This is a genomic window from Pseudofrankia coriaricola, assembly GCF_001854805.1.
GTDB lineage: Bacteria > Actinomycetota > Actinomycetes > Frankiales > Frankiaceae > Pseudofrankia.
The window spans coordinates 20,902-33,443 of record NZ_MBLO01000220.1 but is presented as its reverse complement, the minus strand read 5'-3'; the positions used below and the strand labels follow the sequence as shown (position 1 = coordinate 33,443).

At 70.7% G+C, this 12,542-nt stretch carries 12 protein-coding genes; 6 read left to right on the top strand and 6 right to left on the bottom strand.

Annotated elements, in window-relative coordinates:
• Positions 1-147 precede the first annotated feature (147 nt).
• The 4 genes from BCD48_RS25695 to BCD48_RS25680 all read left to right on the top strand — a co-directional run bounded on the left by BCD48_RS25695 (position 148) and on the right by BCD48_RS25680 (position 2,326).
• The gene (locus BCD48_RS25695) at positions 148-1,020 is read left to right on the top strand and encodes an SDR family NAD(P)-dependent oxidoreductase (RefSeq protein ID WP_071050940.1); all 873 of its coding nucleotides are present in this window, start codon (positions 148-150) and stop codon (positions 1,018-1,020) included.
• A 178-nt stretch (positions 1,021-1,198) separates the two neighbouring features.
• The gene (locus BCD48_RS25690) at positions 1,199-1,456 is read left to right on the top strand and encodes an Rdx family protein (RefSeq protein ID WP_198543391.1); all 258 of its coding nucleotides are present in this window, start codon (positions 1,199-1,201) and stop codon (positions 1,454-1,456) included.
• A gap of 229 nt (positions 1,457-1,685) precedes the next feature.
• Positions 1,686-1,946 carry a hypothetical protein gene (locus BCD48_RS25685; RefSeq protein ID WP_071050939.1) on the top strand — a complete coding sequence of 87 codons (261 nt, stop codon included), beginning with the start codon at positions 1,686-1,688 and terminating at the stop codon, positions 1,944-1,946.
• Positions 1,943-2,326 carry a PIN domain-containing protein gene (locus tag BCD48_RS25680; protein WP_071050938.1) on the top strand — a complete coding sequence of 128 codons (384 nt, stop codon included), beginning with the start codon at positions 1,943-1,945 and terminating at the stop codon, positions 2,324-2,326. Before BCD48_RS25685 ends, BCD48_RS25680 begins: the two co-directional genes overlap by 4 nt.
• A gap of 202 nt (positions 2,327-2,528) precedes the next feature.
• On the opposite strand, the gene BCD48_RS25675 is transcribed toward BCD48_RS25680, so the two are convergent.
• Together BCD48_RS25675 and BCD48_RS25670 are read right to left on the bottom strand one after the other, a co-directional pair.
• On the bottom strand, positions 2,529-4,037 hold the full coding sequence (locus BCD48_RS25675; protein WP_198543386.1) for an acyl-CoA reductase: 1,509 nt from the start codon (positions 4,035-4,037) through the stop codon (positions 2,529-2,531).
• An 11-nt stretch (positions 4,038-4,048) separates the two neighbouring features.
• Complete coding sequence (locus BCD48_RS25670) at positions 4,049-5,368, bottom strand: hypothetical protein (protein WP_071050937.1); 1,320 nt, start codon at positions 5,366-5,368, stop codon at positions 4,049-4,051.
• A gap of 181 nt (positions 5,369-5,549) precedes the next feature.
• On the opposite strand from BCD48_RS25670, the gene BCD48_RS25665 reads away from it, so the two are divergent.
• Positions 5,550-6,215, top strand: a complete 666-nt coding sequence (locus tag BCD48_RS25665) for a TetR/AcrR family transcriptional regulator (RefSeq protein ID WP_071050936.1) — start codon at positions 5,550-5,552, stop codon at positions 6,213-6,215.
• Positions 6,216-6,225: 10 nt separating this feature from the next.
• On the opposite strand, the gene miaA is transcribed toward BCD48_RS25665, so the two are convergent.
• Together miaA and BCD48_RS25655 are read right to left on the bottom strand one after the other, a co-directional pair.
• Positions 6,226-7,152: a tRNA (adenosine(37)-N6)-dimethylallyltransferase MiaA gene (gene miaA / locus BCD48_RS25660; protein WP_131804101.1), complete on the bottom strand. Its 927-nt coding sequence runs from the start codon at positions 7,150-7,152 to the stop codon at positions 6,226-6,228.
• 170 nt (positions 7,153-7,322) lie between these two features.
• Entirely contained in the window at positions 7,323-7,976 is a 654-nt protein-coding gene (locus BCD48_RS25655; RefSeq protein ID WP_274536575.1) for a TetR family transcriptional regulator, read from the bottom strand.
• 321 nt (positions 7,977-8,297) lie between these two features.
• Between BCD48_RS25655 and BCD48_RS25650 the strand changes: the two genes are divergently transcribed.
• Positions 8,298-9,158 (top strand): SDR family NAD(P)-dependent oxidoreductase, encoded by an 861-nt coding sequence (locus BCD48_RS25650; RefSeq protein WP_071050934.1) that lies wholly within the window; start codon positions 8,298-8,300, stop codon positions 9,156-9,158.
• A 75-nt stretch (positions 9,159-9,233) separates the two neighbouring features.
• On the opposite strand, the gene BCD48_RS25645 is transcribed toward BCD48_RS25650, so the two are convergent.
• Together BCD48_RS25645 and BCD48_RS25640 are read right to left on the bottom strand one after the other, a co-directional pair.
• Positions 9,234-10,307 (bottom strand): Hsp70 family protein, encoded by a 1,074-nt coding sequence (locus tag BCD48_RS25645; RefSeq protein WP_071050933.1) that lies wholly within the window; start codon positions 10,305-10,307, stop codon positions 9,234-9,236.
• A gap of 467 nt (positions 10,308-10,774) precedes the next feature.
• The gene (locus tag BCD48_RS25640; RefSeq protein WP_241841977.1) at positions 10,775-12,511 is read right to left on the bottom strand and encodes a FadD3 family acyl-CoA ligase; all 1,737 of its coding nucleotides are present in this window, start codon (positions 12,509-12,511) and stop codon (positions 10,775-10,777) included.
• Positions 12,512-12,542: the final 31 nt, after the last annotated feature.

Sequence of the window (12,542 nt, the reverse complement as noted above, 5' to 3'; positions counted from 1 at the left end):
GTGCACCGGCCGCAGCCGGCTCGGGGTATCGAAGTCGGCTGTTCCGCGTCGTCGGTGGTCAAGGCTTCTGGAAGTCGGGCGCCCGAGGGCTGGGGCGTCGTATCGTCGCAATCTGTTCTAGCGCCGGCTGGCGGGAGTGAATGGGCAGTGAAGATCGAAGCCGGGCAGGTCGCGGTGGTGACCGGGGGCGCGAGCGGGATCGGGTACGCGCTGGCGGGGGCGTTCGCCACCCGCGGGCTGTCAGTCGTGCTCGCCGATGTGCGTCCCGAGCCGCTGGACCGCGCCGTGGAGGCCCTGGCCGACGCCCACGCGAAGGCGCTCGCCGCGGCCGGCGCCGGCGTCGCCGCGGTCACCACCGATGTCAGCGACCCCGACGCCGTCCAGGCCCTCGCCGACACCACCCTCGAACGGTTCGGCCGGGTCGACGTCGTCTGCAACAACGCCGGCGTGGTCGGCAGGCAGGCGCCGATGTGGGAGCAGACGCCGCAGACCTGGCGGTGGCTCATCGACGTCCTGCTGCTCGGCGTCGCCAACGGAGTGCGGTCGTTCGCCCCGTCGATGATCGCCCAGGGCCGCGGCCATTTCCTCAACACCGCGTCCGCCGCCGGGCTGATGCGGCTACCCGGCCTGGGCCCGTACAGCACGGTCAAGCACGCCGTTGTCGGCCTCACCGAGACCCTCGACGCGGAGCTGCGCGCGGCGGCGCCCGAGGTTGGCGCGAGCGCGCTCTGCCCAGGGCTGGTGGATACCTCGCTCGTCGCGACGTCGGCGGCGATCCGCCCCGACGGCGCCGAGACGTCCGAGCCGCCGGCCCCGGACGACGCGGGCTCCCAGCTGCCGATCCCCGGCGAGGTGCTCACCGCCGCCGAGGTCGCCGAGATCTCGATCGCCGGCATCGAGGCCGGCCGGGTACGCATCCTCACCCACACCGACAGCTTCCGGCCCGCGCGCGCCCGCCTCGCGGCCGTGCTCGCCGACGTGGACCAGGCGGCCGCCTCTCGCGGCGGGTCAGCAGGCTGAGCCGGCAGGTCGGGCCGACCACACACGGAGTGACGCGGCCGGGCCCGCCGCCTCCCCGCCGGGTAGCGTGCCGATCGTGTCCTCCGCGAATGACGGCGCGCCGACTGATCGGGCCGACCTGGAGCCGGCCGGTCCAGCGCCATTGGCCGGGACGCCGGCAGGCGCGGCGAAGCCGAGGCTGGAGATCGAGTACTGCACGCGGTGCCGGTGGCTGCCGCGCGCCGCCTGGCTCGCGCAGGAGCTGCTCTCGACGTTCGAGACCGACCTCGGCGCCGTGGCGCTCGTCCCCGGCACCGGCGGGGTGTTCGTCGTCCGGGTCGAGGGCGCCGTGGTCTGGGACGGGCGCGCGCAGGGTTTCCCCGAGCCGACCGCGGTGAAGCGCGCCGTCCGCGACCTCGTCGCCCCCGGACGCTCCCTGGGCCACTCGGATGCCTGAGCCCGACCCCGCCTGAACACTCATCCACAGCCTGGTGACAGCTGTTTGATCTTACTGGCCGTAGCGAGTACTGTCTTACTCGACAGTGACGTAGTCATCAGTCCATAGCGGACAGGGGGAGGCGGACGTGACCCACGCCTTGTCAATGGCAGAGCCGGTCGTGGACGATTCCGACGTGGGCGGGGATTTGTACCCGCGCAGAGTCGGTGTCGCACCGAGGAGGCAGCACATGGCTGACGCCATCATCAGCGTCCCGGTCGAGGTGCGTGACGTGCTCGCTCGGGCCGCGGAGGCCGAGGGCATGTCGTTGCGCACCTATCTCGCCAGGTTCGCCAACTCCCTCCTTACGCCGGAGGAGCATGCCGCCCGGGCGACCGAGGCCCGCGCCATCCTCAAGGCGTGGAACGGCTATGACCCGACCGACGAGGAACTGGCCGAGCATCAGGCAGACCTCGAGCGGCGCATTGCCCGGGCGAAGACGACCCGATGATGGCGCAGCACCATGTTGTCTTTGACGATTCGGCGATGCTTGCTGCTGGGCGCGGCAACATCGTCGCGTCCACGTTGATTCACAACGCGCACAACCTCCCCGGCTGGCACCTATACGCTCCAACCTGCGCGCTGGTGGAGGCGGACAGGGTCCGACGCGGCATCGCCGAGCACATCGCGTCTCTTCGCGACATCGTTATCCTCGACCTGACCTTCTCGGCCGCGCTTGCCGTCGCGCGCGACACCAGCTGGGCAACGGCACACACCCGCCACGCCGCCGGGCCGAGCCCCGAGCGGCCGGTGGGGGCAAAGATCGCCACAGCTGATCCGGCCCGATGGAAGGGCCAGCCGTTCGAGGTCATCGACCTGACAGCAGCCTGACGCCGTTCTGGCGAGCAAAGTGCGCAACCCAGCCACCACTGGTGACGGCGCCTCAGCGCTGGTGCCAACGCGACCACCTCGCCGATCGGGACCCAGCCCGGCCACCGCCATATGCCAGGGTCCGGAACCACGTGGGGAGGGCGCTCAGCGCCCGACAGGCGGCGCCCGGTGTCGGGCGCGGAGCGTCCGGCACGGGACCGCCTCAGGCGTCGTCGTCGGCGACCCAGTTGACGAAGCGGTGCAAGGGGTACATGCCGTCGTGCGGGTTGCCCATCGTGCCGGTCATCGCGCTGCCTAGCCTGACGACCCGTTGCACGCCGGCGGTGGCGAGCAGGTCGCGGATCTCGGCCTTGCGGGCCGGCGGGTAGACGCCGACGGTCTGGGTCGCGACGTTCGCGAAGTGGGTCGCCTCCGTCAGTGAGGCGACGGGGATGACGTTGACGGTCTTGTTCGTCGGGTGGAAGTCGACCGGCTCGGGGGAGCGGACGACGAGGCCGGAGCCGTCGTACTCGCCCCAGATCCGGTAGTCAGGTTCGAGGAAGCGCATGCCCTCGGCGGCCTCCCGGATGTCGCTCGGTGTGGCCGGTCCGACGGCGCTGGCGAACTCGCGGTCGACGTTCAGCCGCTCGCGCAGCAGCGCGCAGAACCGGTCGAGGCGTTCCAGCTCCTCGTCGTCGTCGATGTCGCACTCGACGGCGATGTGCCGCGCGGCGAGGCAGGCGTCCTGGTTGAACACCGTCGCGTCGGCCGCCGCGAGCTCGGCGACCTCACGCATGGACTCCTGCGAGGCGAGCGCCTCGCGCCCGACGATCGCCATCGAGACCTTCGGGTCGAAGGCGACCAGGTGGAAACCCGGACCGGTGTACTTGATGATGTTGTTGATCGCGGCCCCGCCGCCCCAGCCGACGATTTTGTCGAAGTACTGGGCCCGGTAGAGGATATTTTCGATCTTTGCGTCGCCGCCGCGCCAGTACACCGCCGACATCGAGCGCAGCACCGGGTGCTCGGGGTCGATGTCGGCCATCGTGCGCAGCACGGCGACGGCGGTGAACGGGTCGGCCGACGGCAGCTTGAACACGTTGATGGCCTTGACCAGTGCCGCGTCGGCGATCGACGTCATCGCGCCGGACGGGGAGTTGCCGGCGAGCATGTGCACGAGCCGCGGCGGGAACGCGCGGATCCGGGTCGTCCGGCCATGCGGGTCGGTGTGCTCCGCCCAGCCGTCGAGGACCCGCGGGTCGCGGAACGTCTTCTCGAGACGAAACTCGATGGCCTGCCGGGTGAGGAACTGGCCGGGCCGGCGGAAGGTGTTCTCGATCATCCGCCGGGGCATCTGGCTGACCTGCGCCGTGAGCTCCAGCGACTCCTGCAGATAGGGGTTCTTCTCCAGTTCCAGATGCTGGGCGACCTCGACGAGGTAGTCGATGATGTCGGTCAGCGGCACGTCGAAGGCCGGGCCCTGTTCCGTGCGCGGCGTGATCAGCTCGTTGAAGTTGATCCGCGGCGTCACGAACGGCACGCCGAAGTCGCGTGACAGGTACTCGACGTCCTCGCCCCAGACGACCCGGCCGCGGATGACGTGCGGGACCTTCAGCTTCTTCGGCTTCGCCGGCTCGGACGGCGCGAGGCCGGGAGAGGGAGAGGGAGACGAGGAGGCGGCGGCGGTGTTGACGGCTGTGGCGGTCGCGGCGGTGGATTCGGTGATGGTCATGTGCCGCTCCCTCAGTTGTCGATGAAGCCGCGGACGTAGGCGTCCATGGTGCCGGCGCAGGTGATCTTGTCCCCGTCTGGGAGGTCCTTGTAGCGGGTGATGTCCTCGGCGACGGTCGGCCCTTCCCGGCCGCAGGAGCAGGTGCCGAAATCGGCGATGATCCTGTCCCCGCTGATGGTGGCGCCCCAGCGGCCGTCGACGGAGAAGTCGAAGAAGGCGGCCCGGCCCTCGGCCTGGCCGTCGGAGAGCGGCGCGAGCGCCTCGCCGTTCTTGTCGAGAACGAACAGGGTGAGCCCCGTCGGCACGTGGTAACGGCCGGACAGGCACTTCACGCTGCGCAGGTTGACCTCCTGCATCGCGTAGTAGTGCAGGAAGCGGCTCGGCTGGATGTTGAGCAGCTCGAAGATGCGCTCGCGGTAGTCGGGCGGAAGGGTCATGCCCTTCAACCCGCCTGCCACCTGAAGGCCATTGGCACCGGTGACATCGCCGGGCTTGACGCCCTTTTCCCGCAGGATCTCGTTGAGGCGGTAGAGCATCGGGAACATCGAGTTGAAGAAGATGTTCTCGTCCTTGTGGGCGATGACCTGCTCGGCCAGGAACTGGAGACGGTCTTCGACGCCAGCCTGCCTGGCCGCGCCCTCGGCCTCGAACGCGGCGACCTCGCCCGGTGAGGCGGTGCCGTCCGCGATCGCCCGGCGCATCGCGCCGAGACGGGCCATGTACCTGTGGTGGTCGGTGACCGGCTTCGACTCCGGCAGCGGGAGCGCGTCGTCCCGGCGGTAGTTGCTCAGGAAGATGTCGCGGATGTACATCGCCGAGCTGATGCCCGTGTCCGGCCCCACCGGGACGACGTGCCACTCCCTGGCCGGCGGCATGCCGAGCCAGGTCAGGCTGTCGAGCAGGTTCTGGCCGGAGGCCTCGCGGTCGGCCATGGTCTTGTTGAGGAACGACGCCTTGCCCGACGTGCCGGACGAGCTGGACACCAGGTGGCCGTGGTCCTCGAGCCGCGCGATCCAGCCGTCGAGATCCTCGACGCCCGTGACGTCCACGTCCGCGACGCGGTAGGTCGACACCGAGTCGAGCCAGCGGTTCAGCTGCTTCCACCGCCCCTTGGTGACGATCGTCTCCGGGTAGCTCTTGTAGGTCGTGTGCGGGAACAGCAGCGGGACCATGTCCTGCGTGGAGCGGATCTCCTCGACGCCCTCGGCCTTCGCGCGCTGCGCGAGCACCGGCACCTGCTGGCGGCGCTCCTGGAATCGGGCGTCGAGCGCCGCCACGGTGGCCTCGCCGAGCGCGGCCGGCTGGCTGGCCGTCCTGGTTGTCACGGACATGACGCCCCACTTCTGCGGTCGGTGCCGAGGCCGCGGTCGGTGTTCGTGATCGGTGCGGCGGCCGGTGTCGAGGTCGGTGCCGTTCCCGGCCGGGTTACTACACCGGGCAGTCTAGTTTTAACCAGACTCGTGAGTCTAGTTATTGGTGGGATCCGCGGCGGGGTCTGCCAGACTGGCGGTCATGACGTCCCCACCGGACGCGCGGCCGACGCCCGCGTCGCGCCGTGGCGGCCGGCCGACCCGCGAGGAGGCCGCCCAGCTCGACCGGGACGTCCGCGAGCACGCCCTGCGGCTGTTCCTGGAGAACGGCTACGAGGGCACCTCGATGGAGGCCATCGCGCAGGCCGCCGGGACGACGAAGGCCTCGCTCTACGCCCGATTCCCGAGCAAGGACGCCGTGTTCACCTCGGTGTTCGGCTGGGCCATGGGCCGGCCCGACTGGCCGCTGCCGGAGCCCGAGCCACCCGACCTCGACGACCTGGCGGGCGCGCTCACCGCGATCGGCCAGGCGGCGTTGCGTCGTGCGCTCGACCCGTCGATGGTCAAGGTCAGCCGGATCGCGATCGCCCAGGCCGACCGGTTCCCCGAGCTTGCCCGCCGGATCCAGCTCGGCGCGGCCGGCGGCTCACCGCGCCAGCGGCTGGTGGCCGACCTGCTGCGCCGGCACGCCGCCACCGGCGCGATCACCCTCACCGACGACGCCGACACGCTGGCCGACCTCTATGTCGGCATGGTCTCCAGCGCGCCCGCCCGGCTCGCCTCGTTCGGCGTCGTGCCCGACCCGGCCGAGGTGGACCGCCGCGTCGAGACCGCCGTCCGCCTCTTCCTGCGCGCCCTGCGTAGCTGAACGGCCGCGCCTACTGTGCGCTGGGCGACCCGATGAATGACTCGATCAGCCCGCGCGCCTCGTCGAAGTAATTCTGCTCGCAGTCGAGCCAGTGAATCGCCGTGTCCCGCCGGAACCAGACCATCTGCTGTCTGCTGAACCTGTAGATCGCCCTGCGTAGGTTCTCGTACAGCTCGTCCTCTGACTGGTATTCTCCCCTGATCAGGCGGACGATGTGACGGTACTCCAGGCCGAGGGAATCCAGTTCGTCGGCGGAATGTCCCTTGTCGAGAATCGCTTTTACCTCGTCGACCATGCCGGCGGCCAGCCGGTCCTTCAGGCGTTGGTCGACTCTTCTCCTGAGAACCTCGGTGGGCCAGGTGAGGCCGAGCTGCAGGACGTTGTATCGAGGCTCGTTCGGGCGGTCGGGCGGATAGGCGAAACCACTGTCAAGGATCTCGATGGCCCGGATCATTCTTCGGCGGTTGTCCCCGCTCACGCGCTCCAGCGCGGTGTCGTCGAGACCGCTGAGACGTTCGCGCAGCTGTTCGTCGGTGAGGGCTTCCAGCGCGTTCCGCCGATCCCAGTCGGGAGGAACCGAGATCAGCTGGTAGCCCTCGACGACGGACCGCACGTAGAGTCCGGTACCGCCGACGATGAAAGGCAGCCTGCCCCGCTCCGAGATCTCGTCCGTCAGGGCATATGCCATCGCCTGGAAATCCGCGACCGAAAACCTGTCACCGATGTCGGCCACGTCGATCAGATGGTGTGGAACACCTCTCATCTCGTCGGATGTTAGTTTTCCCGTACCGATGTCAAGGTGCCTGTACACCTGCCGGGAGTCCGCGGATATCACTTCGCCGCCGAAGTGCCTCGCCAGCTCCACCCCCAGCATGCTCTTCCCGGACGCGTTGGTCCCCGTGATGACCACCAGTTTTCTTTTCGGTTCGGATGTCACCGGGTTTCCTATCTCTTCCGCGCGCCCAGGTCACGACGACGAGCTGCCCGCCACGATACTCCACAGATTGCCCAGGACAAGGCTGAACCGCGCCACCATCGCCGCGTCCACCGGTCTTCCACGCCAGGGCGCAATCACCAGTACCCAAGCGGCGCCTCCGCCAATGCCCGCTAGCTGTCATCCGTGTGGCTGATACCGCGCAGGATGACGGCCACCCGGTCGCGGAGCGTCTGGCCCAACCAGGACGCGGAGCGGTCTCCCGCCCCCCAACGTATGATCGCCTCCATTGTCACGGCGGTCATCATCGCGGCGACCTCTTCCACATCGATCCGCGCGCTCAGCTCGTCGCGTTCCTTGCCGTAGCGGAGGAGGGATTCAAAGGCGACACTCAGGCGAGGGCTCGCCGGGGTCCCCCCGTCCGCCCGCGCCGTGAAGCCGAGAGAGCCCGCCCGCAACGCGGCCGCCTTGGGCGTGCGAACAACGCGCCGAGCCATCGAGGCCATCACCTGCTCGCTCAACGAGCGCAGGGGGACGCCTTGCGCGGCGCCGGCCTCGACCTGGTCGATCATCGCCTGGATCGTCGCCGAGCTCATCTCGAGGAGAATCGCCTCTTTGTTGGCGAAATGGAAATAGAAGGTTCCCCTGGTGACCCCGGCGGCCTGGGCGATATCAGCCACGGTGCTCGCTTCGTACGCCACGTCGAAGTCACCCTCGCTCCAAAGGCGAAGGGCGGCGCGGATGAGCGCCAGCCGAGTCTCCCGTGACCTCGTGTTGACAAGCGTCGCCCGCTGGCGGGGCGGGGTACGCGTTCGGTCGGGTTCCATCACGGAAACCATACGCAGAGCGGACCGCCACCGTTTCGATCTTGTGCTGACCGCCGTCCGCCAGTGGTCCAGTGGTCCAGCGGTCCGACGGCCCGGTTCGCCGATGGGCGTCCGCGAGATCTTGCGCCACCTGGCCCGAGCCGCGTGGCCGGCTCTGACCAGGCACGACGCGGCCGGGATCACGCCGGCCCGGAGGCTCGGGCCAGACGGAGCTGGGTCGCCGAGCCCCGCCCGGCCGCTTCGGTCGCGATGCCCGGGGATGGGACTGGTGCTACCCTCCATTTGAACACTGGTCAAATGGAGGGCGGAGGTCGTATCACCATGCAGCGACAGGAGGAGCTGGACCTGACCGGCAAGGTCGTGATCATCACGGGGGCCAGCCGGGGGGTCGGCCGGCAGGCGGCCCAGGCGTTCGCCCGCCGCGGCGCGAACCTGGTCCTGGCCGCGCGAACGGTCGAGCCGGACAGGAAGCTGCCCGGCACCCTGAACGAGACGCTGACGGAAGTCGAGAACATGGGAGCCGGCGCGATCGCCGTGCAGACCGATCTGGCCAGCGAGACGGATCTGGCGCGCCTGGTCGACGCCGCCGTCGAGCGGTTCGGCGGCGTCGACGTGCTCATCAACAACGCCGCGGCCACCACCGGTGACCTCTGGTCCAAGCGATTCCTGGAGCTGACCCGCGAGGACTGGCTGTACCAGTTCGACGTCAACCTCCACGCGCCCTTCACGCTCATGCAGCTGGTGACGCCGATCATGGAGAGCCGTGGCGGCGGGCGCATCGTCAACCTCAGCACCGGCAGCGGCGAGGTCTTCCGCCAGCCGGAGGAGCTCCCCAAGCTCGAAAGCATCGGTAAGTTCAGCCTCGCCGTGCCCGGCTACTACTCCAGCAAGCGAGCGCTCGACCGGCTCGGCAACGTCCTCGCTCCCGAGCTCGCGCGGAAGGGCATCGCTGTGATCGGCATGCATCCGGGCCTGGTGGCCACCGAGCTCGTCGCCATCCGGGTCAAGGAGGCCGGCCTCGACGACAGCGTGGCTGTGCCGATGGACGTCCCCGCCCGCATGCTGACCTATTTCGCCTCGTGCGCCGATCCCATGGAATACACCGGCCGCCTGTTCTGGGCCGAGCGTGAGCTCAAGGAGCTCAAGCTCGACGTGGACGATCAGCCCGCGATCACCACCTGAACCGGAACGGGCCGCCGGCGCTGTCGTCGCCGGTTGGCCGCCGCCAGCCGGCGGGCGAGCGTTGGCGGGGCGGCACTAATGCAGCGACAGGATGGTCCGGTTCGATGCCTCGGCGGGGACGGTCAGGCCGAGGACGACGGCGAGCTCGGGGGCGGCGGCGTCGCGCAGCGGCGCCAGCGGCGCGAACTGGGCGCGCACCGTCGGGCCGCGGGTGGCGCCGCCGGCGAGTACCAGGGCGTTGACCTTCTCCCAGCTCAGGTCGTTGCGGGCCAGCATGGCCGAGCAGCTCTCGACAGCCGGGGCCAGGGCGGGCTCGACGAGGTCCCGTAGCTGCGCGGGCGTGAGGGTGAGCTCCAGCAGGAGGTCGGGCAGGAAGACGTCGGCCGTCCGCGCCTCGGACAGCTCCTCCCGGAGCATGCGGGCGGCGTCGCGCAGGTAGAGGGCGCGGCGCCGCCTGGCCTCGCCGTCGGCGTCCTCGATCTGGTAGCGCTCGCGCAGCCGCGCGACGATCGCCGCGTCGAGGGCTCGGCCGCCCGCCGTGTCGTCGCCCACCTGGTCGAGCACATGGGCCACGCCACGGTCGGCAGAGACGAGAGCGGCGTCGAACGTCCCGCCGCCGATGTCGACCACCACCCAGGTGCCGTCCTCAGGCCGAGGCCCGAGTGCCGCCCGGGCGGCGGCGGCGGCCTCGTCGACGATCGTGACGGCGTCCGGGGCGAAGCCGGCGTTCTCCCCGGCCTCGCGCAGCGCGGCGCGCTGGTCGGCCGAGAAGCAGACAGGCGCCGACAGGACGAGCCGGTCGAACCCGCGCCCGGCCTGGCGGCGGGCCAGTCGGGCGGCATGCAGCACCGGCTGGGTGGCGGCCTCGACGGCGGCGAACGGGTGCCCCCCGAGCAGCCTCGGCTCGTCCCGGCCGAGGTCGCGCTTGACGTCGCTCCAGTACCAGTCGGGGCGGCCGATGCGGCGCGACACGGCCGCGTCCCCGACGAGCCAGCGCCCGTCGGAGGAGCGGGCGACCGCCGTCGGGAACCAGGCCAGCTGCGTGACCGGTACCCGGACGACGACGGGGGCGGTGCCGTCAGGAGTCGTGTAGGCAGCCCGGGTCCAGGTCGTGCCCAGATCCACGGCCAACAGCCATTCACGCGCCATTCCGGCCCGTCCTCTCGCCAGTTCGTCCCCATTGAGGAACGGCATCGAGTCCCGGACAACCCTGTCGGTAGCCCCGCGCATACCTTGCTTGTCCTGGCCGCCGTATGCCCTCGCGATGCCCTCGCGCAGGGCAACTGGGCGGCGTCGTCATGACTACCACAGCGTCCAGGGAAGGTTCGCGTCCGCCATGACCGAACCACCCGGAAGGGACGGCCAGCCCCACCCGGACACCCACGGCGGCCCTCGCGGCTCCCCGGTCCAGAGGGCTCCAGTCCGGGGGTTCTGCGGATATCCCCGTTTCTGCGCCCAGCTGCCCCCAGCTGCCCCCGGGGTCCCTGCCGGATCCGGGGTTCCTGCCGGATCGGCGGAGCTTGCGGAGCCGATCTGGGAGGTCCGGAAGCAGATCTGGGAGGTCCGGGATTGGCTCAGGTCGAGTTGGGCCGGACGTGCTGATGGGCGTGGAGCCCCTACTTAGCCAATCGGTGGGGAAGGAGCCGGGCCCGCAGCTCGTACTTGACGACCTTGCCGGTGGCGTTCAGGGGGAGGGCGTCGACGACCTCGACGCGGCGGGGGACCTTGTAGTTCGCCATGCGGGCGCGGCTCCAGGCGATGACCTCCGCCGGGTCGACGGCCGCGCCGACGCGCGGGACGACGAAGGCCATGCCCACCTCGCCCAGGCGGTCGTCGGGGATGCCGATGACGGCCGCCTGGACGAGGTCGCCGCGTTCCAGCAGGGCCGCCTCGATCTCGGCGGGGTAGGCGTTGAAGCCGCCCACGATGAACATGTCCTTCTTACGGTCGGTGATCGTGACGTTGCCGGCCGCGTCCTGGATCCCGATGTCGCCGGAGTGCAGCCAGCCGTCGGCGTCGATGACCTCGGCGGTCGCCTCCGGGTTGTCGAAGTAGCCCTTCATGATGTTGTAGCCGCGGATGACGATCTCGCCGGGTGTTCCGGGCGGCAGCGGGGTGCCGCCGTCGTCGACGACGCGGACCTCCACGCCGGGGATCGCCCGGCCGGAGGTGCGCGCGACGACCTCCGGGTCGTCGTCGTGGCGGCACATCGTCGACGTGCCGGTGGTCTCGGTCAGGCCGTAGCCGGTGACGACCGTCCGCAGGCCGAGCTCCGAGCGCAGCCGGCGGACCAGTTCGACCGGTACCGCCGCGGCGCCGGTGACGGCGAGCCGCCAGCTCGACAGGTCGTAGCCGGTCAGGTCGCTGCCCAGGATCGTCTGGTAGATCGCCGGCGGGCCGGGCAGCATCGTCACCCGCTCCTCGGTGACCTTCTGCATCACGGACGGCACGTCGAAGACCGGGTGGGGGAGCAGCGTCGCGCCCTTGAGGATGCAGGCGAGCATCCCGGACTTCAGCCCGGCGGTGTGGAAGAACGGGTAGACGAGCAGGTAGCGGTCGCCGTGGCGCAGGCCGACGACGTCCGACCAGGCCGTGTAGACCCGGGTCGAGGCGCCATGGGTCAGCATCGCGCCCTTGGGCGCGCCGGTGGTGCCGGAGGTGAACACGATGTCGGAGACGTCGTCGCCGCCGAGCGCGGCCGTGCTGGCGGCGACGGCGGCGGCGAGTGTGCCGTCCGGGTCGCGCTCGCCACGGGCGAGGAACTCGTCCCACCTGGTGGCGCCCGGCCGGTCAGGTCCGGCCGCGGGCTGTGAGCCGTGCGGAGCCTCGTCATCGGCGCGCGGCTCACCGCCCGGGGCCGCGAGCAGCACGATCTCGTCGAGCGCGTCCAGACCCTCGCGATGCTCGGCGAGCATCGCGAGATAGTCGGTGCCGAGGAAGCCGTCGACGAGGAACGCCAACCGCGCGCCCGAGGTGCGCAGCACCCGCGCCGCCTCCTGGCCCTTGAATCGGGAGTTGACCGGCACCAGGACCGCGCCCGCGCGGTAGATGCCGAGAGCGACCTGCACCCACGCCGCGCTGTTCGGCGCCCAGACCGACACCCGGTCGCCGGCCCGCACCCCGCTGGCGACGAGCGCCCGCGCCACGGCGGCCGAGCGGGCGTCGAGGCCGGCGAACGTCAGGCGCTCCTCGCCGTCGACGACGGCCTCGGCCGCGGGCCAGCTGGCCGCCGCCCTGGCGAGTGCGGCCGGGATCGTCGCGGGTATCTGCTCCGCGGCCCGCGCCGCGTCCGTGGGGACGGCCGTGCCGCCCGCGCCGGGGCTCGCCGCCGTGCCGCCGACCGCCTCGTCCATCTGCCGCCCCTTCGCCGTCGAGAGGGCACCC